General features: G+C 65.7%; 24 protein-coding genes. 7 read left to right on the forward strand and 17 right to left on the reverse strand.

Annotation, left to right across the window (positions count from 1 at the left end):
* Position 1: 1 nt before the first annotated feature.
* Genes H587_RS0108240 through H587_RS0108265 form a run of 6 tightly spaced genes read right to left on the reverse strand, consistent with a single transcriptional unit; the run spans position 2 to position 6,308 of the window.
* Positions 2–652: a biotin/lipoyl-containing protein gene (locus H587_RS0108240; RefSeq protein ID WP_027175868.1), complete on the reverse strand. Its 651-nt coding sequence runs from the start codon at positions 650–652 to the stop codon at positions 2–4.
* A 42-nt stretch (positions 653–694) separates the two neighbouring features.
* The gene (locus H587_RS0108245) at positions 695–2,959 is read right to left on the reverse strand and encodes an acetyl-CoA carboxylase (RefSeq protein ID WP_027175869.1); all 2,265 of its coding nucleotides are present in this window, start codon (positions 2,957–2,959) and stop codon (positions 695–697) included.
* 1 nt (position 2,960) lies between these two features.
* Complete coding sequence (locus H587_RS0108250) at positions 2,961–4,379, reverse strand: ATP-binding protein (RefSeq protein ID WP_027175870.1); 1,419 nt, start codon at positions 4,377–4,379, stop codon at positions 2,961–2,963.
* A gap of 15 nt (positions 4,380–4,394) precedes the next feature.
* Positions 4,395–4,775, reverse strand: a complete 381-nt coding sequence (locus H587_RS0108255) for a PilZ domain-containing protein (RefSeq protein WP_027175871.1) — start codon at positions 4,773–4,775, stop codon at positions 4,395–4,397.
* 37 nt (positions 4,776–4,812) lie between these two features.
* Complete coding sequence (locus H587_RS0108260) at positions 4,813–5,559, reverse strand: OmpA/MotB family protein (RefSeq protein WP_027175872.1); 747 nt, start codon at positions 5,557–5,559, stop codon at positions 4,813–4,815.
* Positions 5,560–5,561: 2 nt separating this feature from the next.
* Entirely contained in the window at positions 5,562–6,308 is a 747-nt protein-coding gene (locus tag H587_RS0108265) for a motility protein A (protein WP_027175873.1), read from the reverse strand.
* Between the two features lie 132 nt (positions 6,309–6,440).
* Here H587_RS0108265 and H587_RS17820 point away from each other — a divergent pair, with 132 nt between their 5' ends.
* On the forward strand, positions 6,441–7,325 hold the full coding sequence (locus H587_RS17820) for a purine-nucleoside phosphorylase (RefSeq protein WP_051202551.1): 885 nt from the start codon (positions 6,441–6,443) through the stop codon (positions 7,323–7,325).
* Positions 7,322–7,942, forward strand: coding sequence for a FlgO family outer membrane protein (locus H587_RS0108275; protein WP_027175874.1), 621 nt, complete (start codon positions 7,322–7,324; stop codon positions 7,940–7,942). The genes H587_RS17820 and H587_RS0108275 overlap by 4 nt, the downstream gene beginning before the upstream one ends.
* A gap of 67 nt (positions 7,943–8,009) precedes the next feature.
* Here H587_RS0108275 and H587_RS0108280 read toward each other — a convergent pair whose 3' ends face one another.
* From H587_RS0108280 to H587_RS0108325, 10 genes are all read right to left on the reverse strand, one after another.
* Positions 8,010–8,618: a 2-oxoacid:acceptor oxidoreductase family protein gene (locus tag H587_RS0108280; protein WP_027175875.1), complete on the reverse strand. Its 609-nt coding sequence runs from the start codon at positions 8,616–8,618 to the stop codon at positions 8,010–8,012.
* The gene (locus tag H587_RS0108285; protein ID WP_027175876.1) at positions 8,615–9,454 is read right to left on the reverse strand and encodes a 2-oxoacid:ferredoxin oxidoreductase subunit beta; all 840 of its coding nucleotides are present in this window, start codon (positions 9,452–9,454) and stop codon (positions 8,615–8,617) included. Before H587_RS0108285 ends, H587_RS0108280 begins: the two co-directional genes overlap by 4 nt.
* Before the next feature lie 3 nt (positions 9,455–9,457).
* Positions 9,458–10,612, reverse strand: a complete 1,155-nt coding sequence (locus H587_RS0108290) for a 2-oxoacid:acceptor oxidoreductase subunit alpha (protein ID WP_027175877.1) — start codon at positions 10,610–10,612, stop codon at positions 9,458–9,460.
* 6 nt (positions 10,613–10,618) lie between these two features.
* The gene (locus H587_RS17825) at positions 10,619–10,837 is read right to left on the reverse strand and encodes a 4Fe-4S dicluster domain-containing protein (protein ID WP_245560846.1); all 219 of its coding nucleotides are present in this window, start codon (positions 10,835–10,837) and stop codon (positions 10,619–10,621) included.
* Positions 10,838–10,983: 146 nt separating this feature from the next.
* Positions 10,984–11,625 (reverse strand): precorrin-8X methylmutase, encoded by a 642-nt coding sequence (locus tag H587_RS0108300; protein ID WP_027175878.1) that lies wholly within the window; start codon positions 11,623–11,625, stop codon positions 10,984–10,986.
* A 1-nt stretch (position 11,626) separates the two neighbouring features.
* A complete protein-coding gene (gene deoC, locus H587_RS0108305; protein WP_027175879.1) occupies positions 11,627–12,283 on the reverse strand; it encodes a deoxyribose-phosphate aldolase in 657 nt (218 codons plus the stop codon).
* A gap of 1 nt (position 12,284) precedes the next feature.
* Positions 12,285–13,004, reverse strand: a complete 720-nt coding sequence (locus tag H587_RS0108310) for an amino acid ABC transporter permease (protein WP_027175880.1) — start codon at positions 13,002–13,004, stop codon at positions 12,285–12,287.
* Between the two features lie 12 nt (positions 13,005–13,016).
* Positions 13,017–13,718 carry an amino acid ABC transporter permease gene (locus tag H587_RS0108315; protein ID WP_027175881.1) on the reverse strand — a complete coding sequence of 234 codons (702 nt, stop codon included), beginning with the start codon at positions 13,716–13,718 and terminating at the stop codon, positions 13,017–13,019.
* Between the two features lie 83 nt (positions 13,719–13,801).
* Entirely contained in the window at positions 13,802–14,617 is an 816-nt protein-coding gene (locus tag H587_RS0108320) for an ABC transporter substrate-binding protein (RefSeq protein WP_027175882.1), read from the reverse strand.
* A 39-nt stretch (positions 14,618–14,656) separates the two neighbouring features.
* A complete protein-coding gene (locus H587_RS0108325) occupies positions 14,657–15,385 on the reverse strand; it encodes an amino acid ABC transporter ATP-binding protein (protein ID WP_027175883.1) in 729 nt (242 codons plus the stop codon).
* A gap of 217 nt (positions 15,386–15,602) precedes the next feature.
* Between H587_RS0108325 and H587_RS0108330 the strand changes: the two genes are divergently transcribed.
* From H587_RS0108330 to H587_RS0108350, 5 genes are all read left to right on the forward strand, one after another.
* Complete coding sequence (locus H587_RS0108330; protein ID WP_027175884.1) at positions 15,603–16,967, forward strand: L-serine ammonia-lyase; 1,365 nt, start codon at positions 15,603–15,605, stop codon at positions 16,965–16,967.
* 75 nt (positions 16,968–17,042) lie between these two features.
* The gene (locus H587_RS17830) at positions 17,043–18,164 is read left to right on the forward strand and encodes an efflux RND transporter periplasmic adaptor subunit (RefSeq protein WP_051202553.1); all 1,122 of its coding nucleotides are present in this window, start codon (positions 17,043–17,045) and stop codon (positions 18,162–18,164) included.
* On the forward strand, positions 18,161–21,214 hold the full coding sequence (locus H587_RS17835; RefSeq protein WP_034608878.1) for an efflux RND transporter permease subunit: 3,054 nt from the start codon (positions 18,161–18,163) through the stop codon (positions 21,212–21,214). The genes H587_RS17830 and H587_RS17835 overlap by 4 nt, the downstream gene beginning before the upstream one ends.
* 113 nt (positions 21,215–21,327) lie before the next feature.
* Positions 21,328–21,975 carry a DedA family protein gene (locus tag H587_RS0108345; RefSeq protein WP_027175885.1) on the forward strand — a complete coding sequence of 216 codons (648 nt, stop codon included), beginning with the start codon at positions 21,328–21,330 and terminating at the stop codon, positions 21,973–21,975.
* Complete coding sequence (locus tag H587_RS0108350) at positions 21,972–22,637, forward strand: queuosine precursor transporter (RefSeq protein WP_027175886.1); 666 nt, start codon at positions 21,972–21,974, stop codon at positions 22,635–22,637. The genes H587_RS0108345 and H587_RS0108350 overlap by 4 nt, the downstream gene beginning before the upstream one ends.
* A 363-nt stretch (positions 22,638–23,000) precedes the next feature.
* On the opposite strand, the gene qrcD is transcribed toward H587_RS0108350, so the two are convergent.
* Positions 23,001–24,233, reverse strand: a complete 1,233-nt coding sequence (gene qrcD, locus H587_RS0108355) for a menaquinone reductase integral membrane subunit QrcD (RefSeq protein WP_027175887.1) — start codon at positions 24,231–24,233, stop codon at positions 23,001–23,003.

A 24,233-nucleotide genomic window follows, 5' to 3' on the forward strand; every position in this document is an offset into this window, starting at 1 on the left:
CCTATTCCGGTTCGTCCCAATCGCTTTGCACTTTGGTGACCATGTCCTGGATCAAGGTCAGCTGATCCTCGGGACAAATGCCGATGAGCGGCTGGCCCGCGTCCACGTTGTCGCCCCGGTGGAAATACACCGCGTAGATGAGGCCCTCGGGTCCGCTGTAGGGCAGCGGGGTTTCGCGCTTCATGCGCGAAACGATGAGCAGGTCCATGCCCTCGCGCACCTTCACCGAGCGCTTGCCCGAGACCTTGAGCTTCTGGTCCACCTCGGGGATGAAATAGTACTTGGCCCGTTCCGGGGCCACGAAGAGGTGCAGGGCCTTCTTCAGGATGAGTTCGATGACCTCTTTCTTGGAGAGGTAGTGGCGCAGGGCAAGGAGCGTGGTTCCGGCCTCCACGAACTTCCCTTCCAGCTCCGCGCGCACCTCCATGACCTCGCCGCGCTCGGGCGCGTTGATCGGCTTGCGGTTGCGCTCCCGGGTCAGGTGGGCCAACAGGGTGCCGGGTTTCTCCTTGAAGGCCCCGGACACTCCGGTCACCTTGTCGCCGGGCTTGAGGCCCGCGAACTCCACGACGCCGGTATGCGGCGACTTGATCTCGATGACCTCGTACGGGGAAGCCTTGATGTCGTCCAATAGCTGTTTGATGTCGAGCACTGTCGTCCTGTCCTTTGCGAAAGTCCGCCGCCGGGCGGCCAACTATCGATAATAGAGATTTCGCCCACCCATGGTCAAGAGCGCGCGGTGGAGATTCTTGCGCAGATCCCGGCGATCCCAGATGCCCTGAATATGTCCGCGCGAGAGCGCTTTCCAACAACTGTGGTAGTGCGGCGGCACGGGCATGCCGGTGGTCTCGGCGATGACCCCGGGCCCGGCGAAACCGACGTTGGCCGAGCGCACCGAGAACTGGTAGGGCGAACACCCCAGAAAGCTGGCCACCGGCCCGGCGTAGGAATTGGTGTCGTAGAGCACGAGGTAGAGTCCCCCCGCCTCGATGTAGCGGCGCACGGCGATGGTGCAGCGGGGCATCTGGATGACCCCGGCCACCCCTTCCTGGATGCGGATGCCCGCCGTGCCGTGGACGTAGGCCAGAAACGGCAGGTGCATCCGTCGGGCGCGCTCGGCGGCGCGGATGAACTTCTCGCCCTCGGCGGCGCCCACGCTGCCGCCACGGAAAGAACCCACCAGGGCCGCCACCACAAGGTTCAGCCCCTCCAGAGTCGTCTCGAAGGTGATGCAGGAACTTTTCAACCGCGTGGCCTTGCGGGCCTGGGCCAGCTTGAGGTCCAGCCCTTCGTAGCCCAGGGGGTTGGCGGCCTCCAGCTCGGCGTTGAACTCATAGGCGCTCTTGAAATCCAGGATGTTGTGCAGAACCCACTGGTGCTCCATGGGGAAATGGTGCCCGCAGGTGGAGCAGACCCCGGCGAACTCGTCGAACAGGTCCGGGGCCCAGAGGTCCGGACAGCCGTGGGTGCGCGCGTTGGGACAGGTCACGGTCCGGTCCTCCCGGCTGCGTGGGCTGACCCAGTCCCAGAGCGTTTCGGAGCGACAGGCGTCCTCCCCGGGCCGAGACAGGCAGGTGAGCATCTCCCGCACTTCGGGCGCGGCCTCGGTCAGTTCCTCGCCGTCCCCGCCGGAGCCCCGGAAGGGCCGGAGCAGACGGCGCTTGAGCACATGGGCTTCGGCGGCGATGTCCTCCATGACCTCCATGACCCGGCGCTTGCGCCGTCCCAAGAAGTCGTGGCGAAACAGGGTCAGACCCGCCCAGACTATATCCTGCAGAGCGGCGTAGGCCCGGCGGACCGAAGAGCGCGGATCGCGGTAGGCCCAGCGGCTCATCTGGCGGAAGCGAACCGCGCGTCTCCATACGAGACGATCCTTGGCCCGGCTTCCCATATCCCAGCGCATGTAGACGCTTTCCTCCCGTCCGTCGGAGGCCTCGTCGGCCCGGCGACGAAGGGCCAGGGCGCGCACGAACTTCATGCCCGAGACCTGGGAGACCACCTCGTTTGTGGCATGGATCAGCTCACGCCGCAGACGGCGAAAAAACTCGGCATGGTCGGGCCGCGCGCCCAGGGGCGGCTCCTGAATCACCCGGTCCACGAACCCCATCGACGCGTTGTCGCGGGCCGTGATCTTGAGCTGGCTGGCGCATTGGGCCACGAGTTCCGCGCCGGCCCGCTGTCCCGGTCGCAGGCCGCCTTCGATGGCCGCCGCGCCCTCGGGGGAGATGACCGAATAGTAGCCGTGCGAGAGCATGAGCCGTTTGTCGGCCAGGGCGATGGCCTCGGCTCCGCCGGAGCCGCCCTCGGAGATCACGGCCACGACCGGCACGCGCAGCCCGGCCATCTCATAGAGGTTGCGCGCGATCTGCTGGGCCGCGCCGGGGTAGTCCTCCAGCGGATAGGCACCGGGCGTGAAGACCCAGGCGTGGATCGGGATGTTCTCGGTCTCGGCGACCCTCATGGCCTGCAGGGCCTTGGCGTTGCCCCAGGGTTTGGCTGAGCCGCCGTTGCGGAACTCCTCGCCGTGGCCCTTCTCGTGACCGATGACCATGACCGGCTGGTCGATGACCTTGCGGCCCACCCGGCGCAGAAACGTGGCTCGGGCGATGAGCATGGCCGGGTCGATGCTGTGTTCTCCCTGGCCGCCGATCTCGGAATAGTTGTCGTAGACGTTCTCCAGCACGTCCTTGAGACAGAAGCGCTGGGGGTGGCGCACGATGCGCACCCGGTCCATGGGGCTCAACTCGGCGTCCAGGCGATGCTCCAAGAGGTCGAACAACTCCTCCAGTTGCGACAGCCGGGCCCACTGCTCCTCGCGCGGCAGATTCGGCTCGGCCTCCAGAAACTCGGCCAGCTTGGAACGGAGCATCCGGATGGTATCGTTCTCGCGGTCCCCGAAGATGTCCCGCACATACGTCAGGCGGTCCCGCAACGCCGCGACACGCTTTTCCGTATCCATGTCAGAACCTAAGGATGTCCGCCGTCTTGCGGCGCAGGTAGTTCAAATTGCCGCACCAGGACTCCCCGGCAGTGGTCAGGCCCTCGAGCGTCACCTCGGACAGGAAACGCTCGCCGCGTTGCCGGGCCTCGGCCAGATTCCTGCCCCAGACGATGCCCAGGGCCAAGTTCGGGTCGAAATCCGTGGGCACCTCGTAGGCCCGATCACGGGGAAGATGCGTATGCACGGTCAGCCAGGGGTGCTCGGGCACGACGAAGCGCTCGATGCGCCCGGACTGCGGCGCGAAGCGGTTCTCGGGCTTCTCGGCCACGATGCGGTACTCGATGCCCACGCCCTCGAAGGAGATGTCCTCCTGGCCGTAGCCCAGGGACTCGCCCAGAGCCAAGCGGATCTGCTCCCCGACGAGGTCCGGCGCGGGCTCGCCCCGCAACCGGGAGATGGCGGTGGACACGCCGTTCTCCACCTGGATGCGTGTGTTCACCTCCATGAGAAACGGCTCCCCCCGGGGCGTGACGATCCATTCCCAGGTGCCCACGGAGTCGTAAGCCACCTCGCGGGCCATGGCCAGCGAATGCGCGACCACCTCTTCCAGCACTCTGGCCGCGTCGAAGGCGTAGTCGATCTCGCCAGGGGCGAAGCCCGGGGCCACCTCCACCCGCTTCTGGCGGCCCGGACTCTGGATGGAGCAGTTGCGGGTGCCGAAGTGAACGATGTCCCCGCCCTGCCGTTCGCCCAGAATCTGGACCTCGATGTGGTTGAAATCCTGGATGCGCTGTTCGATGAGCACGCCCTCGTCCTGGAAATGCCGCAGGGCGTAGCTCCTCACGCGGCGAAAAGCCCGGCGGAACTGCGCCGGATCGCCCACTTCCTCGATGCCCATGCCTCCGCCGCCGGCCGAGGCCTTGACCAGGATCTGGCCGTTGGCCACGCCCTGCTTGGCTTGGAAGGCGAACAACCCGGCCGCGATCTCCTCGGCCTCCATCTCGTCGTAGACCGGTCGGTCGGAACCCGGGATGGTGGGCACGCCGAGCCTGCGCGCCAGACGCTTGGTGTTGATCTTGTCGCCCAGGTCGCGGATGAGCCACCAGGATGGCCCGATGAAGCGCATGGGCCGGTCGCGCAGGGTCACCCGGCGGGCGAAACGAAAGTCCTCGGCGAAGAAACCGTAGCCGGGGTGAACGGCCGCGCACTCCGCGGCGTCGGCAACGGCCAGGATTTCGTTGGCGTCGTGGTAGGAGCTGATGCGGTAGAGGGACCGCTCCCCTCCCTCGGCCAGAGCCAAAGCGGCATGGCCGGAATCGCGGTCGGCCTCCGTGACCACGCAAACGAACTCGTGCCCCAGCCAGCGGCAGGCCCGCAGGATGCGCACGGCGATCTCACCGCGGTTGGCGATGAGGATGCGGCTCTTGGATTCAGCCACGGACGGCGTCGGCCCTCACAGTTCCTCTTTCTTGGCCTTGCGCAGCTCGATGAGGCGCTTCTGGACCTCGAGCACGAGCTTGTCCAGCTTCATCTCCTGGCGACGGTCCAGATCCTGGAAGTTGCAGCCCACGATGCCGTTGTCCAGGATGCGCATGACCCGCCCCTTGACCTGGGAGAGGAAGAGCTTGCGGGCCAGCAAAAGATCGAACTCGAAGGGCTGTCCCTCCTTGAAGACCTTGGCTTCCTCCAGGATGGCGAAGCCGCTGGCCGAAAGATCCTTGACCTGGTATTCCTTGCCGCTCCCCGCGATGCGGACCAACAACCCCGGCACGCGGGTCCGAAACGCCTTGCGGAGCTGGTCATCGTCATTGGGCAAACGCACGTCGAAATCCATCGATCCCCCCTGATCCGAAACTCGCCGTCACACTCGCCTATTGTGCCCCGATCATGCGTTTTTCAAGCACGATCTCCACCCGGCGGTTGCGGGCCCGGTTTTCTTCCGTGTTGTTGGGATAGAGCGGATCAAGATCCGCCAAACCCGTGGCCGTCAGGCGCTTGGGCTCCACCCCCATCTGCATGAGCGCGCGCAGAACGTTCACCGCGCGCAGGGAGGAAACCTCCCAGTTGTCGGCATAGCGCACCCCGGATGGCTTCACGTCGTCGGTGTAGCCCTTGATGTTCACCGTCTGGTCCGGGTGGCGGAAAAGGAAATCCTTGAGTTCGGTGAGCGCCCGCAGCCCCTGGGGCGTCAGCTGAACCTGGCCCGGAGCGAACAGCACGTCGCCGGACAGGCGCAACGTGACGATCCCGTTCTCGAAGTTGGCGCTGACGAGGCCCTCCACGCCCTTGGTGGTTTGGAGCGTCTTGACCTCGGCGAAGACCTTGCGCTGGGACTCGATGATCTGGCGACGCATGAGGGCCTGGTCGATGAGCACCCCGGCCTCGTCGCGGGTCACCCGGCTGGTGGAGACCTTCTCCATCTTGCCCTTGAGGGCCTTGGTCACGGAGGAGAACGTATCGGAAATCTTGGCCTTGTCCGGAGTGGACATGGAGAACAGAAGCACGAAGAAGGTCAGCAGAAGCATGGTCACGTCCGCGAAGGTCGTGAGCCATTCCCTGCTTTCCTCTTCGGGCTCGATGTCCGTGCCCGCGAGCAGTGCCCGTTCGTCGTCGGCCATGGCTACTCACGCTCCTTGGGAGCGAGGAACGAGGAGAGTTTCTCGTAGACCAGCCTAGGGTTGTTGTTCTCCAGAATGGACTTGGCCCCCTCGAAGATGATCTCCAGGTGCAGCTGTTCCTGCAGGGTGCGGGCCTTGAGCTTGATGGAGATGGGCAGGAAAAGGATCGTGGAGAGCAACGAACCGTAGAATGTCGTGATGATGGCCACGGCCATGGCCGGACCGATGGACTTGGGGTCGTCCAGACGCGTGAGCATCTGGATCAGACCGATGAGGGTTCCGATCATGCCGAAGGCCGGGGCCAAGCCCCCCAGGCGGGTGAACACGTCCTGGGCCACCTTGTGGCGGCGTTTCATGGAGCCGATCTCGATGGCCAGAGTGGTGCGGATGAGGTCGGGGTCGGCGTTGTCCGCGATGAGCTGGCAGGACTTCTTGAGCACCATGTTCTCGGTCTGCACGTTCTCCAGGGCCAGCAGTCCCTCGCGGCGGCTGATCTCGGCGACCTTGACCATGATGTTGACCACGTCGCGCGCCTGGACGCGTTTGGTGGCGAAAATCTTGAAGCCCGCGTAGAAGGCCTGTATGACCTCCTCGAAGGGAAAGGCGATGCAGATGGAGGCCAACGAGCCGCCGAGCACGATCATGGCGCTGGGAAGATCGAAGAAGATCATCATGTCGCCACCCATGTAGATGGCGCCGATGACCAGGGAGAGACCGAAAAGGAGGCCGAGGAGGGTTGCGAAATCCATAACGGAGCCTACCCTTTATTGAAGGTGTTTCCTGGCCGCTTGTGAGCCGTATACGCACTTTCGCGGCCCCGGTCCAGCCTCGGCCGGACGCCGCCAACCCACCCCCCCGACAAGGAGTCCCGCGTGCGCATTATGGACACTGTACTGCATGCTTCTCAATACCTACACGAAAAGATGGGAGAAATTCAAGCGGGCAGTATCGGCCTCCTGCTGGGCAGCGGTCTGGGCCATGTCCTGAAGGACTTCCGCGAAGACGCCGGCCTGCCCTACTCCGAAATCCCCGGCTTTCCCTGCTCCACGGTGCCCGGCCACTCGGGTCGTCTGCTCTGGGGAGAGCTTGAGGGCCGCCCCCTGGTCGTGCTTTCGGGCCGAGTCCATCTCTACGAAGGCTACGATGCCGCCCAGGTCTGTCTGGGCGTGCGTCTGCTCCGGGAACTGGGCGTACGCACGCTCATCCTGACCAACGCCGCCGGAGCCCTCAACCCTCTGTTCGAAACCGGCTCGCTCATGTGCCTCTCGGACCACATCAATTTCACGGGCCGCAACCCCTTGTGCGGGCCGCACGAGCCGCGCTTCGGGGAGCGCTTCCCGGACATGAGCGCGGCCTACGCTCCGGAGTTGCGGGCCCTGGCCCTGGCCCAGGCCCGACGCCTGGGGCTGCGCCTGGAACAGGGCGTGTACCTCCAGGTGCTCGGGCCGAGCCTGGAAACCCCGGCCGAGACCCGGGCCTTCCGGGCCCTGGGCGCGGACGCCGTGGGCATGTCCACGGTCGTGGAGGCGATCGCCGCCCGACAAATGGGCATGCGCGTCCTGGGCATCGCCTGCCTGACGAACAAGAATCTGCCGGACTGCATGGCGCCCACGAGCCACGAACAGGTTCTGGCCCAGGCCCGGGCGGCATCCGCCGATCTTGGGCGACTGCTCGCCGGGATCATTAAAGAAATTCGCGAAACGGCCGATGGATCGAAGACACCGCCAGTGGCGGAGAAACGGAGCACGGGGAGGGGAAAGGCATGAAACGTTGGGCCGCATGGACCCTGGCGCTGGTCCTGGCCACGCCGGCCGCCGGATGCACCTGGCGGGAGACGAAGCAGGATTTCCGGGACACCAAGAACAGCCTGCTCGGCACCGACCCCACCACGCGGCGGCTCTATGAGGAGGACGATTCCTCGATCATCGAGCTGAACTACAAGGCCGCCGACAAGCTCCACGCCACCCTGCGGGGCTCCCTACCGGCCGGTTCGCCCATCTCCATGGAGCGCTTCGCCAACGACGCCGACCCCTCGGACAAGGCCCCCTTCGGCCGCGTGGTGGCCGGACAGGTGGCCGCGCGCCTAGCCCAGACCGGCCACAGGATCAGCGCCAAGGCCCCGGCTCCCGCAGGCCGCCAGGTCGTCTCTCAAAACGCCACCGCGGTCGAGGAGGAAAAAAACCCGCCCCGCCCGAGCGTCCTGGCGGGAAGCTACGTGCTGGCCGGAGACGTGATCCTCGTGCATGCCCGGGTGGTGACCGTGGACGACGACACCGAGTTGGCGGCCTACGACTGGACCCTGCCGGTGAACAAGAGCACCCGTGAGCTGCTGCCGCAGCTCAAACAGGGCGGCTTCACCCCCTCGGTCAAGAACGCCTTCTGACCCGCCGCGAAACAAAAAACCGGCCGCCGGAGCATGCTCCGGCGGCCGGTTTTGCCTTTTCCAGGGACTATTCGGCCTCTTCATCCTGCGACGGTTTGGCCTTCCATTCGGCGGCGTCCTCGCCAAAGACCCGCCGGGCCTCCTTGAATCCCAGGGAGAACGCCTTGGCGTTCACGGCCCGGATCTTCTCCGGCAGGGACTCCTCCAGGCTCTTCTTCATGACCCGCTGCTGGGCGAAGGGCAGGAGGAAGGTCAGGGCCCCGAGGACCACGGTGTTCATGGCCTGGGCCACGCCGACCTTGTCCCGCGCCAGGCGCGTGAACGGCAGCCCGAGGAACATGTTCGTGGGCGGCTGCTTGACCAGCTCCGGCTCCAGGATCAGCAGGCCGCCGGGCTTGAGGTTGCGGTAGTAGGAGTTGCAGGCGTCCTGCGAGAGGGCCACGAGCACGTCCAGCTCCTGGGCCTTGGGGTAGCTGATGGGCTTGGAGCTGACCACGAGGTCGCAGCGGCTGGAGCCGCCCCGGGCCTCGGGGCCGTAGCTCTGAGTCTGAGTCACGTAGTAGCCGTGTCCCAGGGCCAGGCCCGCGCCGAGCACGCGGCCCAGCGTGATGACACCCTGGCCGCCCAGGCCGGACAGGCGGATCTCGAAACGGTCCAAAACGGGAAGAGGCTTCATGACGCGCCCTCCATGAGCTTCTCCTTGAGCGCCTGGTAGCGCTCCTCCAGGCCGGGGGCGTCGCGCTCCACGAACACGCCCAGGGGCAGCCGGCCCGCGCGCTGCTCCTCGGGCAGCTCGTTGTAGCGCTCCAGCGGCGTGGCGTTCTTCTTGATCCAACGGTACATGTCCACGGGCGACTTGTATTTGTTCTTGCGGCCGAACTGGGTGTGGCAGGGCGAAACGATCTCCACCAGGTTGAAGCCCGGCCGCTCGATGGCCTTGCTCACCATCCGGTCCAGGTTGTGGATGTGGAAGACCGTGCCCCGGGCCACGAAGTTGGCCCCGGCCGCCGCGCCCAGCTCCACGATGTCGAAGCTCTTCTCCATCTGGCCGAAGGGCGAGGTCATGGACCAGGAGCCCTCGGGCGTGGTCGGCGAACACTGGCCGCCGGTCATGCCGTAGATGTTGTTGTTCAGGATGAGCGCGGTGATCCCGATGTTGCGGCGCGCGGCGTGGATGAGATGATTGCCGCCGATGGACAGGGCGTCGCCGTCGCCCATGATGCAGATGACCTTGAGCTTCGGGTTGGCCATCTTGATGCCCGTGGCGAAGGTCAAGGCCCGGCCATGGGTGGTGTGCACGGTGTTGAAGTCCACGTACACGGCCAACCGCCCGGAGCAGCCGATGCCCGCGACCAGGACCACGTCGTCCTTGGCCAGAGCCAGGGAATGCACCGAGCGGATGAGCGAACCGAGCACGATGCCGTGCCCGCAGCCCGGACAGAGCACATGCGGGAATTTCTTGTTGTGCCGCAAATATTGATGGATGATCTCGTTGCCGGTGAACTCGGACATGGCTCACACCTTCTTGATGGCCTTGAGGATCTCGTCGGGAGTGATGATCTGGCCGTCCACCCGGTTCACGGTGCGCACCAGTGCCCGCCCGTTGTTGACCCGTTTCACCTCGCGCGAGATCTGGCCCATGTTCATCTCGGGCACGATGACGGCCCGGCTGTGGCCGAGAATCTTCTCCAGGGCCCGGCGCGGGAAGGGGAAAAGCGTCCCGAGCTTGAGCAGACCGGCCTTGAGGCCCTGCCCTCTCGCCTGGGTCACGGCCAGTTCGGCCGAACGGGCCACGCTGCCGTAGGCCACCACGCAGACCTCGCAGTCCGCGCACTCGAACTCGCGCACGATCTGAACCTGGTAGAGGAACTGGTCGATCTTGCGGTGCATCCGCTCCATGAGCGCCACGACCTCATCCGGCCGCGAGGTGGGGAAACCATTGCTGTCATGGCTCAGACCGGTGACGTGGAAACGGTACCCCGAGCCCAGGGGCGGCATGGGCGGCACTCCGCGCACGGTCTCCTCATAGGGCTTGTACCACTCCGGCGGCATGGTCGGGGTGGTCCGGTTGACGATCTCGAACTCCTCGGCCGGGGGCACGAAGATCTTCTCCCGGGTGTGGGCGGTGATCTCGTCCAGGAGCAGGATCACCGGGGTGCGGTACTTCTCGGCCATGTTGAAGGCCGTGACCGTCATCTCCAGGCACTCCTGCACGTCCGAGGCCGAAAGCACGATGATCGGATGGTCGCCGTGGGTGCCCCAGCGGGCCTGCTGCACGTCGCCCTGGGCCGGGCTGGTGGGCAGGCCGGTGGAGGGGCCGCCGCGCATGACGTTGACCAGGACCAGCGGAGCCTCCACCATGCAGGCGTAGCCGATATGCTCCTGCATGAGCGAGAAGCCCGGCCCCGAGGTGGCGGTCATGGCCTTGCGCCCGGCCAGGGACGCGCCGATGACCGCGCCCAGGCCGCCGATCTCGTCCTCCATCTGGATGAACACGCCTTCGGGCCGCGCCGGCAGCTTCTGGGCCATGAGCTCCATGATCTCCGAGGAGGGAGTGATGGGATAGCCCGCGTAGAACGAGCACCCGGCGATGAGCGCACCCTCGACAACGGCCTCGTTGCCCTGGGCGAACAGGGCCTTGCGCCCCTTCTTCTTGCCGTTTGCGGACATGGCGTTCTACTCCTTGTCCCGGCGGCGGGCGCCCGGCTTCTTGTCCGTGACCACCACGGCGAAATCCGGACAGTGCAGTTCGCAGAAGCCGCAATGGATGCAGTCCTGCTCACGCGCCACCCGGGCCTTGCCCTGACCGTCCATTTCGATGACCCCGGCGGGACAGAAGGCCGCGCAGATGCCGCAACCCTTGCACCAGTCCGGATAGATGGTCACCTTGCTCACGCCTTTCGTTTTTTTCGCCATGGCTCCGACCGCGACTGACCGCCGCGCCAAAGACCGGCGCGACGAAGAGGTTTGCGCGGCACTTTGCCTTCTTTTCAGAGGCAAGGCAAGGGAAACAGGGAGGAAAAGGCGGTGCTCCGGCCTGCTCAGCCCCGCAAAACGGCTTCAGCCAGGGCGTTGATCACGCTGGCGGCCAGGGCCGAGCCCCCCTTGCGACCGCGCAGGGTCACGTAGGGAACGCGCTCCTGGGCCAGGAGCAGTTCCTTGGATTCTGCCGCGTTGACGAAGCCGACGGGCATGCCCACCACCAGGGCCGGACGGGCCCGCCCGGAATCGATATGCTCCAGCAGGCGCAGCAAGGCCGTGGGCGCGTTGCCGATGACCCAGACGGCCGGGGCCAAACGCTCCACGGCCAGATCCACCGCCGCGCGGGCCTTGGTCGTACCCCGGTCCCGGGCTAGGACGGCCGTCTCGGCGTCGGCCATGAGGCAACGCACGGTACACCCCAGGGGCTCCATGCGCCGCTTGGGAATGCCGCAGCGGGCCATGTCCGTGTCCGTGATCAGGAGGCAGCCGGAGGCCAGGGCGGCCAGGCCAGCTTCACAGGCCTGGGGGTGAAAACGCAACAGGGACAGGATTTCGAAGTCCGCCGTGGTGTGGATCATGCGGCGGGCCACCTGCCACTCCACGCCCTGGAACGGGCGCGGCTCGGACACCTCGGAATCGATGATCTCGAAGGAGCGCCGCTCGATGTCCCCGGGGGCGCGGATGTCCTCGACGCCGCTCATCTCAGCCCTCCATGACGATGGTCACCGAGGCCGAAGCCCCCAGGCGATCGGCTCCGGCGGCCAGCAAAGCCAAGGCCTGGGCCCGCGTGCGGATGCCGCCGCTGGCCTTGACCCCCATGTGGGCCGGGACGTTCGCGCGCAACAGACGCACGTCGGCCTCCGTGGCTCCGCCGCCGGAAAAACCCGTGCAGGTCTTGACGAAGGCGGCTCCTGCCCCGGCCGCCAAGCGACAGGCCTGAATCTTCTCCGCGTCACTCAACAACGCGGTCTCCAGGATGACCTTCACCGGGACGCCCGCTGAGCGCACCACGGCCTCAATGTCCCGCGCGACGGCCACCTCGTCGCCATCCTTGAGGGCCCCGACGTTCAGGACCATGTCGATCTCCCGAGCCCCCTCCTCCACGGAACGGGCAGCCTCGAAGACCTTGACCGGCGTGGACTGGAAGCCCAGCGGGAACCCGACCACGGTGATCGGCAGAACCGCGCTCCCAACCAGCGACCGCGTGGCCAGGGGCAGACGGCAGGGAGCGACGCAGACGGAAAAGAAGCCGTGCTCCAAAGCCTCGGCGCAGAGCCGTTCCACCTCCGCCGCAGTGGCTTGGGGTTTGAGCAGGGTATGGTCCAGGCGGCGGGCCAGTTCCGCGCGCAAGGCTGTCACGCTAGCGCCCCCGGGCCTGGTAGCGGGCGAGGTGCTTCTCCAGGCGGCGGCTGATGGCCGTGAGCACCCAGCAGACCAGGAAGTAAAGCACCGCGATGGTGATGAATATCTCGAAGGGCGCGTTCATGGTCCGGTTGTTCACCTGCGTGGCCGTGTTGGTCAGTTCGTTGACCCCGATGATGGAGGCCAGCGAGGTATCCTTGGTCAGGCTCACAAACTGGTTCACGAAGGACGGGATCATGTTGCGCAGGGCCTGGGGCAGGACGACCAGGCGCATGGCCTGGAAATGGCTCAGCCCCGTGCCCCGGGCGGCCTCCATCTGTCCCCTGGGCAGGGCCGCGACGCCGGCGCGCACGATCTCGCCCACGTAGGCCCCGGTGAAGATGATGAAGGCGATGAGCGTGCTCTGAAATTCCGGCACGGCCGTGCCCAGAAGGATGGGCGCCAGGAAATAGAACCAGAAGATGAGCATCAACAACGGCGTGCCGCGCACGATCTCGATGTAGATCACGGCGATGGCCTTGACCCAGAAGCGGCGGGAAAGGCGCATGAGACCTGCGGCAAGGCCCAGCCAGAAGGCCCCCAGGATGCCCAGGGCCGCCAGGACCACGGCCAGGGCCAAGCCGCCGAGCTGGCCCTCGAAGCTCATGGTCTGGGAGTTGAAGGTCAGCGACCCCCGAAGAAAATAGTCGAAATTGTTCCAGACGACGTCCCAGCGCACCCCGGCTCCCCCCTAGTACTTGATCTGACGCAGGAAATGCTTGTTGTAGACGTTGATGGTCAGGGAAACCACCAGGGAGATGCAGATGTAGATCGCCGTGGCGGCCGTGAAGGCCTCGAAGCCCCGGAAGGTGTGCGACTCGATCTGCCGGGCCATGTAGGTCAGGTCCATGACCCCGATGGTCATGACCAGGGAGGAGTTCTTGATCAGGTTGAGGAACTGGGAGATGAGCGGCGGAATGATGATCCGGAAGGCCTGAGGCAGGATCACGTAGCGGTAGGCCTGGATGAAGGACAGGCCGGTGGCCCGCGAGGCCTCCAACTGATTCTTGGGAATGGCGAAGATCCCCGCGCGGATCTCCTCGGCGATGAAGGCCGCCGTGTACACCGTGAGCGCGATGACGCCGGAGGCGAACTCGAAGTCCTGCTTGTAGAGCCACTTGTTCACGGCCTCGGGCAGGAGAACGAACGAACCGAAATACCAGAAGTAGATCTGCACCAACAGCGGCGTGTTGCGGAAGAACTCGGTGAAGGCCAGGCTGAACCAGACGCAGGCCTTGACCTTGGTCATGCGCAGCACGGCGACCAGGGTGCCCAGGGCCATGGCCAGGACGATGGAGATGGCCGAAATCTTGAGCGTCAGCCAGAAGCCGTCCACCAGCCATTGGTGGTACTCGCCGGTGAGGACGACGCTCCAGTCGAAATTGTACTTCAAATCGCTGTTCCCGTTTCGCGAGGACGGTGCGCGCCGCGACGCGGCGCGCACCGTCGTTTCTCAGCCGCTCGAAGGAGTCCGGCCTACGGCCAGATCTCCATCTTCCACTTCAGCTCCAGGGGGCACTTGCTCTTGGGGCCGAACCACTTGTCGTAGATCTTGGCGTACTCGCCGGAACGCCACATCTCCATGAGCGAGGCGTTGACGAAGTCGCGGAAGTCCGAATCGTTCTCGGGCAGGCCGAGGCCGTAAGGCTCGTCGGCGATGAAGTCGCCGGTGATCTCCCACATCTCGGGCTTGTCGTCGTTGGCCTTGAGTCCGGCAAGGATGGGCGCGTCGGTGGTCACGGCGTCGACCTTGCCCTGCTTGAGGGCCAGGAAGGCCATGGGGTAGGTGTCGAAGGAGATGACCTGGCACTTGGGCTGGGCCTTCTGGATGTTCTTCTCCGAGGTGGAGCCCTTGGCCGAGCCGACCTTCTTGCCGGCCAGATCAGCCACGGTATTCACGCCGCCGCCCTTCTTCACCAGGAGCTTCTGCTCGGCCGGGAAGTAGGTGATCGAGAAGTCGATCTCGGCCTCGCGCTCGATCTTGTGGGTCATGGTGCCGGCCACGATGTCCACCGAGCCCTGGGTGAGCATGGGGATGCGGGTGGCCGAGGTCACGGGCTTGAGCTCCAGCTTCGCGCCCAGCTTGTCGGCCAGGAACTTGCAGATGTCGATCTCGAAGCCGACGATCTGCTTGGAGTTCTCGTCCACGTAGCCGAAGGGCGGCTGGGAGTCCTTGACGCCCGCCACGAGGACGCCCTTGCTCTTGATGTCCTCCAGTTTCCCGGCGAAGGCGGCGCCGGCCAGAAGCGAGAAGAGCGCGACAAAGACCAGGACAACAGACAGCTTCTTCATGAAATCCTCCTCTGGGGTATGCGTCCCGCCTGGGCGGGGTTACAGGATCTCCTTCAGGAAGGCTCGGGCCCGTTCATGCCGGGGATTGGAGAAGAAGACGTCCGGCGGGGCCTGCTCCAGCACCACGCCGCCGTCCATGAAGATGACCCGGTCGGCCACTTCGCGGGCGAAGCCCATCTCATGGGTCACGCAGAGCATGGTCATGCCCTCGCGCGCCAAGTCCTTCATGACCGTCAGCACCTCGTTGATCATCTCCGGGTCCAGGGCGCTGGTGGGCTCGTCGAAGAGCATGACCTTGGGCTTCATGGCCAGGGCCCGGGCGATGGCCACCCGCTGCTGCTGTCCACCGGACAGTTCCGCCGGGTACTTGTGAGCCTGGTCGTGGATGCCCACACGCTCCAGCAGCGCCAGAGCCACGTTTTCGGCCTCGTCGCGGGCCATGCCCCGGACCTTGATCGGGGCCAGGGTCACGTTCTTGAGCACGGTCAGGTGCGGGTAGAGGTTGAACTGCTGGAAGACGATGCCGATCTCGGCCCGCAGGGCGTTCACGTCCACGCTCTTGTCGTGGATGTCCTTGCCCTCGAAGAGGATGGTGCCCTGCTGGTACTCCTCCAGGCGGTTCACACAGCGGATGAACGTGCTCTTGCCCGAGCCGCTGGGACCGCAGATGACGAGCACCTCGCCTTTTTCCACGGTTTCGTCGATGCCGCGCAGGACATGAAAACCGCCATACCACTTCTGAAGCTTCTGGATCTCGATCATCGACATGGGCAGGGAACTCCGAAACCGCCCGAAAGGACGGGGATTCTCGCCGAATTGCCAGGGGATTCGACCTGTTGGAACCGAAAAAGCGTGCAAAACGCGAAGGAAAACATGTACCTGTGCGAACTCGTCTTGTCAAGGAGCAACGCCGTCCAGCGTCCCCACTCTCCGGTTGACAGACCTCCGCCCATCACGCAGAAGACCGATCAAGGGGAACCCCATGATACCGCCCATCAACACGTCGCTTCTGGAGCTTTTCCGGATCGGTCCGGGGCCTTCCAGCTCCCACACCATCGGACCCATGCGCGCGGCCCGGGACTTCCTGGCCGCGATCCGAGCCTTGCCCGAAGAGGTGACGTCCCGCGCGACCCGGCTGGAAGTGCGCCTTTATGGCTCCCTGGCCGCCACCGGTCCGGGCCACGGCACCAATCGGGCCGTTCTGGCCGGACTCCTGGACCAAGCGCCGGAGACATGCTCCCCTGAGTTTCTCGGCTCCCTGGACCTCTCTCCCGAAGCCGTCCACCACATCGACCTGGGCGGACGAGGCCTCGTCCTCCACCCGGCGGACGTGATTCCGGATTTCACCGAACACGGCTTCAGCCACAGCAACACCCTGGTCCCCCGGCTGCTGGACACGCACGGAGCCGTGCTCATGGAGCGACGCTACGCCTCCATCGGCGGCGGCTTCATCCACTGGGAAGGCCAGCCCGAGGAGCGCCGGGGCGAACCGGTCTTCCCGTTCTTCGACATGCGGTCCCTGAAGTTGGCCTTGAGCGAGTCCGGGATGCCGCTGCACGAACTGGTGCTCATGAACGAGACCGCCCTCACCGGACGCGGGCAGGCCGAAATCCTGGCCGACCTGGACCGGATCATGGAGGTCATGGACGCCGCCGTACGCCGGGGCCTGACCGCCACAGGCAAGCTGCCCGGACTGGGGCTGGCCCGCAAGGCGCACATCCTGCGGGCCCGGGCCTCGGCCGCCGAAAGCGGGGCCGGGCGCTTCCTCCTGCACCTGGACGCTTACGCCTTCGCGGCCGCCGAGGAGAACGCGGCCGGAGGCATCGTGGCCACCGCCCCGACCTCCGGCTCCTCCGGGGTCATCCCGGCCGTGCTGGCGCTGCTGCGGCGACACCAGCACCGCGACCGCGACGCCCTGCGCCAAGGTCTCATCGCCGCCGGAACCATCGGACTGCTCGTGCGCCACAACGCGAGCATCGCCGGGGCCGAGGTCGGCTGCCAGGGCGAGATCGGCGCGGCCTCCTGCATGGCCGCCGCGCTTCTGGCCTACGCCTCGGGCCTGCCGATCTGGGCCGTGGAGACGGCCGCCGAGATCGCCTTGGAGCACCATCTGGGCCTGACCTGCGACCCGGTGGGCGGCTTCGTCCAGATCCCCTGCATCGAACGCAACGCAATGGGCGCGGTCAAGGCCTACAACGCCTTCCTCATCGCCAGCGTGGAGGATCAGGGGCTGAACCTCATGGGGCTGGACGGGGTCATCCGGGCCATGCTGGAAACCGGCAGGGACATGAGCGCCAAGTACAAGGAGACCGCTACCGGCGGCCTGGCCTTATCCTGTCCGGCCTGCTGAATCCCTTGGCGAACGGGGTTGTGTTCTGATACGGAATGGAGGCCCATGAAATCTGTCCTCAGCCCGGGAGCGGACATGACGCGCGCCACCCTGCCCCGCCTCGCGATCCTTGCCATAGTCCTCACCGCGTTCGCGCTCCTGGCCTGCCGGAGCGAGCACGCCGCGCCGCCCCCCACCGCGCCCGTGCGCACGGTCATGGCCGAACCCCGCGACACCCCCATGGTTCTCTGGTCCGTGGGCACGGTGCGCGGCTCCAACTCGGTGGCCGTCAAGTCCCGCCAGGACGGCCGGATCATCAAGATCCACTTCCTGGACGGCGACGAGGTCCACTCCGGGGATCTGCTCTTCACCATCGACCCGGTCTCGCAGGCCCTGGCCCAGGCCCAGGCCCAGGCAGGGCTGTCCGGCGACAGGGCCTCCGCCGAAATGGCCGTGAAGGAGCTGGCCCGCTACAAGACGCTCTACGCCCAGGGCGCGGTGAGCAAGGACGAATTCGACCAGCGCCGCACCGCCGCCGAAACGGCCCTGGCCCAGGTCCGCTCCTCCCAGGCCGCCGTGGGCATCTCGGCCCAGACTCTTGGGTACACCGCCATCCGCTCCCCCATCGACGGCCGCATCGGCATCGCCAAGCTGGACGAGGGCAACCTGGCCCTGGCCAACCAGGACGTGCTGGCCGTGATCAACACCATCACACCCATCGACCTGGATTTCTCCCTGCCCGAACGCTACCTGGAGGACGTGCGCCTGGCCTTCCGCTCCGGCCCGGTGCAGGTCGTCGCCGCCACCCGCGGAGCCAAGTCCCTCCAGGTCAAGGGCTCGCTGCGGGCGATCGACAACAGCATCAATCCGGCCACGGGCATGTTCAACATGAGGGCCCGTTTCGAAAACACCGACGAAATCCTCTGGCCCGGCCAGTTCGTCAGCGCCGGCGTGATCCTCTCCACCATCAAGGGCGCGGTGCTCGTGCCGGCCCAGGCCGTGCAGCGAGGATCCGACGGCGACTTCGTTTACCGCGTGAGCGGGGGCAAGGCCGAACCGGTTCTGGTCAAGGTGGGCATCCCGGTGGATGACTACGTGGTCCTGGACTCGGGACTCAAGGTCGGTGACGAGGTGGTGGTGGAAGGCCAGATCCGGCTCTACCCCGGCGCACCCGTGGCCCCGCAGACGCCCGGCAAGCCCTCGGGGACGTCCTCGTGAGCCTCTCCAGCCCGTTCATCGAGCGTCCGGTCATGACCTCCCTGGTCATGGCCGCCCTGCTCTTCTTCGGCCTGGGCGCGTATTTCGTCCTGCCCACCAGCGACCTGCCCGCCGTGGATTTCCCGACCATCCAGGTCTCGGCCAGCTATTCAGGGGCCTCGCCCGAAACCATGGCCTCCAGCGTGGCAGCTCCCCTGGAACGGGAGTTCGCCAGCATCGCCGGGCTCTCCTCCATGAGTTCGTCCAACAGCCTGGGCTCCAGCACCATCACCCTCCAGTTCGACCTGGACCGCAACATCGACGGCGCGGCCATGGACGTGCAGGCGGCCATCACCCGGGCCAACACCAACCTGCCCGACGACCTCACCGACCCGCCCACCTTCCAGAAGGTGAACCCGGCGGACGCGCCCATCCTCTACATCGCGCTGAGTTCGCCCACGCTGCCCATCTGGACCATCAACGACTACGCCAAGACCTACCTGGCCGAAACCATCTCCATGATCCCGGGCGTGGCCCAGGTGCTCATCTACGGCGAAAAGAAGTACGCCCCACGCATCCGCCTGGACCCCATGGCCCTGGCCTCGCGCGGGATCAGCCTGGACGAGGTGCGCCAGGCCGTGAACGACCAGAACGTGAACCTGCCCCTGGGCAGCCTGCAGAGCCCCACCCGCACGGTGACCCTCATGGCCAAGGGCCAGCTCCTGAACGCCGAGGAGTACCGCAAAGTGGTGGTGGACTACCGCGACGGCCAGCCCGTGTATCTGGGCGATCTGGCCGAGGTGGACGACGGTGTGGAGCACGAGTATTTCGGCGCCTTCCACAACGACAGGCCGGACATCCTCCTGGCGGTGAAGCGCCAGCCCGGGTCCAACACCATCGCCGTGGTGGACGCCATCCGGGCCAAGCTGCCCGGCATCCAGAAGCAACTCCCGGCCTCCCTGACCGTGGACGTAATGTACGACCGCAGCGAGTTCATCCGGGACTCGGTGGCCGACGTGAAATTCACCCTGGCCCTGGCCATCGGCCTGGTCATCCTGGTGGTTTTCGCCTTCCTGCGCAGCTTCGCCGGAACCTTCATCGCCGGGGTGGCCATCCCCTTCTCCATCATCGCCACCTTCTCGGCCATGTATCTCCTGGGCTTCACCCTGGACAACCTCTCGCTCATGGCCCTGACGCTCTCGGTGGGCTTCGTGGTGGACGACGCCATCGTCATGCTGGAAAACGTCTTCCGACACGTGGAGCAGGGCAAATCCCCATTGCGGGCGGCCTTTGACGGGGCGGCCGAAATCGGCTTCACCATCCTCTCCATGACCTTGTCCCTGGCCGTTGTCTTCGTGCCCATCCTGTTCATGCCCGGCATCCTGGGCCGCATCCTGCGCGAGTTCGCCGTGACCATCACCGTGGCCATCCTCATCTCCGGCGTGGTGGCCGTGACCCTCTCGCCCATGCTCTGCTCCAAGATCCTGCGCAAGGACACCAAGATCGCCGAAAGCGGCCGCTTCTTCTCCTGGATCCTCGCGGGCTACAGCAAGAGCCTGCGCCTGGCCCTGGACCATCGGGGCAAAACCCTCATCCTGGCCGCGCTCATGCTCGCGGCCACGGGCCTGTTGTTCGCCTGGGTGCCCAAGGGCTTCCTGCCGCCCAACGACGTGGACCTGCTCATGGGCTACACCCAGGCCCGCCAAGGCATCTCCTACACGGCCATGGCTCAGCTCCAGCGCAGCCTCTCCCCCCGGCTGGCCGCGGACCCGGACGTGGAGAGCGAGAGCCAGATCATCAGCTATCCCCTGGAGAATCAGGGCCTCACGGTCATCATCCTCAAGCCCCAAACCGAGCGCAAGGCCACCGCCGACGAGGTTCTGGCCAGGCTGCGCCCCAAGCTCAACTCCGAACCCGGCCTGGTGAGCTATCTGGTGAACCCGCCGCTCATCCCCATCGGCGGCAAGTCCGCGCGCGGCGACTATATGCTCACCCTCCAGTGTCCGGACACGGCCCTGCTCTACGAGTCGGCCCAGAAGCTGGAGAAAGTGCTCATGGCCGAGCCCTCGCTCACGGGCGTGAACTCGGACCTGCTCCTGGCCGATCCACAGATGCACCTGGACATCGACCGGGAAAAGGCCGCGCGCCTGGGCATCCCGGTGCGCTCCATCGAGGACGCCCTGTACTCCTCCTATGCCGAGCGCGGCATCTCCAACATCTACGGTTCCCAGGACGTGTACAAGGTGGTCATGGAGCTCAAGCCCGAGTTTCAGCGCAATGAAAAGGCCCTGACCATGCTCTACCTGCGCTCCGCCGCCGGAGACCTCGTGCGCCTGGACGCCCTGGCCGAACTCCGGCCCGAGCTGGGCCCGGCCACGGTGAACCACACCGGGCAGCTCACCTCGGTGACATATTCCTTCAGCGCCGCGCCCGGAGTGTCCCTGGGACAGGTGAACGAGACCGTGGAACGCCTGGCCGACGCCAACCTGCCCGCCGAGGTGAGCCGGTTCATGGAGGGCACGGCCAGCGCCTTCAAGGAGTCCCTGGGGGGCATGACCCTGCTCCTGGGCATCACCGTGTTCCTCATCTACGTGCTCCTGGGGTGTCTCTACGAAAGCTACGCCCACCCCCTGACGATTCTCTCGGGCTTGCCCTCGGCGGCCATGGGCGGCCTGCTCACCCTGCTCCTCTTCGGCCAGGAACTGGACCTCTACGGCTACGTGGGCATCATCATGCTCATCGGCATCGTGAAGAAGAACTCCATCATGGTCGTGGACTTCGCCATCCAGGCCGAGAAAACCGGCAAGAGCCCGGAGGAAGCGGCCTTCGAAGGCTCCCTGGTGCGCTTCCGGCCGATCATGATGACCACCATCGCGGCCATCATGGGCGCGATGCCCATCGCCCTGGGCTTCGGCGCGGGTGCGGAGGCCCGGCGCCCCATGGGCCTCGTGGTGGTGGGCGGACTGATTCTCTCCCAGGTGGTCACCCTGTACCTGACCCCGGTGGTCTACACCTACATGGACCGGCTCCAGCGCGGCAAACATCGACTGGAGACCACCCCCGGAGCCTGACCGCCCGGCCTTGAACCTCCGGCCGATCCGTGGCATAGGGGCGGCGCGGGACGCGGGGGCCCGGCCATACGCGGCCGCGCCCGCAACCACTCCCGACAAGGAAGCGACGCATCGTGGACATCCTGCTCCAATACATGGATTTCATCCTGCACGTGGACCGTCACCTCGGCGGACTGTTCGAGCACTACGGAACCTGGATCTATTTCATCCTCGCGGGTATCGTCTTCTGCGAGACGGGGCTCGTGGTCACGCCGTTCCTCCCCGGCGACTCCCTGCTCTTCGCCGTGGGCGCCCTGGCCGGGGCCGGACTCATCGATCCCTGGCTGGCCTTTTTTCTGCTCATGGCGGCGGCCATCTGCGGCGACAACGTGAACTACTGGCTGGGACGCAAGGTCGGCCCGGCGGTCTTCGTACGCGAGACCTCGCGGCTGTTGAACAAGAAACACCTCTTCCACGCCCAGGCGTTTTACGAGCACCACGGCGGCAAGACCATCATCATCGCCCGCTTCGTGCCCATCGTGCGCACCTTCGCGCCCTTCGTGGCCGGGATCGGACGCATGAACTACCGCCGTTTCCTGGCCTACAGTCTGGGCGGCGGCATACTCTGGACCGGCTCGTTCATCGCGCTCGGGGTCTTCTTCGGCAACCTCCCCGTGGTTCGCGAGAACTTCGGTCTGGCGGTCATCGCCATCATCATCATCTCGGTCATGCCCGCCGTGATCGAAATCCTCCGGGCCCGCAGGCGTCAGGGGAAGGCATGAGCGACGCGACCGACTCTTCCACCTCCCGCCAGTCCTCGACCTTCGGCACGGTGGCGGTCTGGGTGATTTCGGCCTACGCCGGGGCTCAACTCATCTCCAACGTGGCCAGCCTGAAGATCGGCCTAGTGGCCGGATTCGCCGTGGACATGGGCACTTTCCTCTATCCCATCACCTTCACCCTGCGCGATCTGGTGCATAAGGTTCTGGGGCGTTCCGGCGCCCGGGCCGTGATCCTGGCCGCCGGAGCCCTGAACCTGTTCATGGCCCTCTATCTCATGTGGATCACCGGCGTGCCCGGCGACCCGCAATGGGGCCTCGACGAGCAGTTCAGCGCCGTGCTCACCCCGGTCTGGCGGCTGGTGGCGGCCTCCATCCTGGCCCAGGTGGTCAGCGAACTGACCGACACCGAGGTCTACCACTGGTTCGTCCGCCGCGTGACCCGGCGCTTCCACTGGCTGCGCGTGCTCCTGAGCAACTCCGTGAGCATCCCGGTGGACAACGTGATCTTCGCCGTGGGAGCCTTCGGCTTCACCCTGCCCTGGACCGTGGTGGGCGAAATCTTCCTCTTCAACCTGGTGGTCAAATACGGCGTGACCCTGGTAAGCCTGCCCTTCATCTACTTCGTGCGGGAACGCCGCAACGGCGACCCCCAAGCGGACTGATCCCGCCGCATCCCGACGGAACGGCGGATGCCGAAACCGCGCCACGCACGCCACGCGCATCCCTCCACGCCGTGCGGACGCCCGCCGTTTCTCCCTCCCCATGGCCCTGCGGCGCCGCCATCGGGCCGGACTCGAACCGGGCCTCTGCCTGAAGTCCAGCGGAAGGCCTTCGACGCATCCCGCATGCCCCCGAGCAATCCCGCGCGACCGTCCACCGGCGCGAACGCCTTGCGCTGCCCAGTCTTCTCTTCCGCCCTGGCTACGGACCCCATGCACGAGCACGGTCTCAGCCCGACCACAAGCGATGAAAAAAGCCCGGCCGAAGCCGGGCTTTTTTCATATCAGGGGCGTTGAACGTCACAGCTACTTGCTGTTGAGCGCCTTCTCCTGCGGGAAGACCGGCAGGTAGCGGTAGGACAGGCTCATGACCAGGAAGCCGTAGGCGATGATCATGACGCTGGGAGCCCATTCCGCCCAGTTCGGCACGTACACGTACCACTTGTCGAAGGGCATCACCGGCAAGGCGATGGTCTGCACGGTGAAGACGTAACGGTTGATGACGATGCCGAGGCAATCCAGGATGGCCGCGAGGTACAGGAGCGCCGGGCGGTTCCGGATGGCCGGGGTGATGAGCATGATCGCCGGGATCACGCCGCAGAGGAACAGCTCGGTCCAGAGCATCCACTTGCCGTACACGGTTCCCCAGAACATCTGGTCGAAGGTCAGGCCCATGCGGGGCAGGACGTCCGTGGCCCAGGCCCAGGTGTCCAGGAGCTTGAAGAACATGTACACCGTGAGCATGGTGCCCGCGATCTTGCCCATGAGCGCCTTGACCTTGAAGTCCACCAGCTTGCGGCCGGTGAGCTTCTCCATGAACGTGCAGACCAGCACGGTGAACACCGGGCCGGAGCCGACGGCCGAGAGCACGAACAGGAAGAAGGTCCAGGGCCAGATGAAGAAGCCTTCGCGGAAGGCGTACGGACGGCCAAAGAGCACGCCGTACATGCCGCCCAGGGAGCCCTGGTGGAACGTGGACAGGAAGGTGCCGATGCCCGCGAACAGGGCCATATGCACGTGCATCTGGTGGGCCAGATGGTGCAGGAAGGGGATCTTGTTCAACTGCTTCTGTTCCAGGATGAGCGGCAGGTACTCGATGACGAGCACCATGCAGTAGCAGGTGATGCAGAAGATCACTTCCGTGAGCATGGAGTGGACGTTCGGGTGCCAGTAGCCGAACCAGGCCCGGATCGGCTGCCCGATGTCGAGCGTCAGGACGAGCATGGCGCCCGAGTAGCAGATGAAGCCGACGATGACCGTCAGGTTGATGATGTTCTTCAACTGGTCGATCTTCAGGATGTACTTCAGGAAGCCGGTGAAGAACGCGCCCGCGCCCAGGGCGATGACCGCCAAGTCGAAGGTGATCCACAGGCCGAACCCGAAGTAGTTGTCCAGGCCGGTGACGCCGATGCCCTTCCAGAAGATGATTCCGGCCGCGTAGGCGCCCCAGGCCAGGCCAAGGCCGATGAAGGCCAGCCAGCCCAGGAACTTGCCGAGCGAGCAGCGCTCGAGGCCCTCGGGGAAGAGTTTGCTGTCCAT

The sequence above is a fragment of the Desulfovibrio aminophilus DSM 12254 genome (genome assembly GCF_000422565.1).
GTDB lineage: Bacteria > Desulfobacterota > Desulfovibrionia > Desulfovibrionales > Desulfovibrionaceae > Aminidesulfovibrio > Aminidesulfovibrio aminophilus.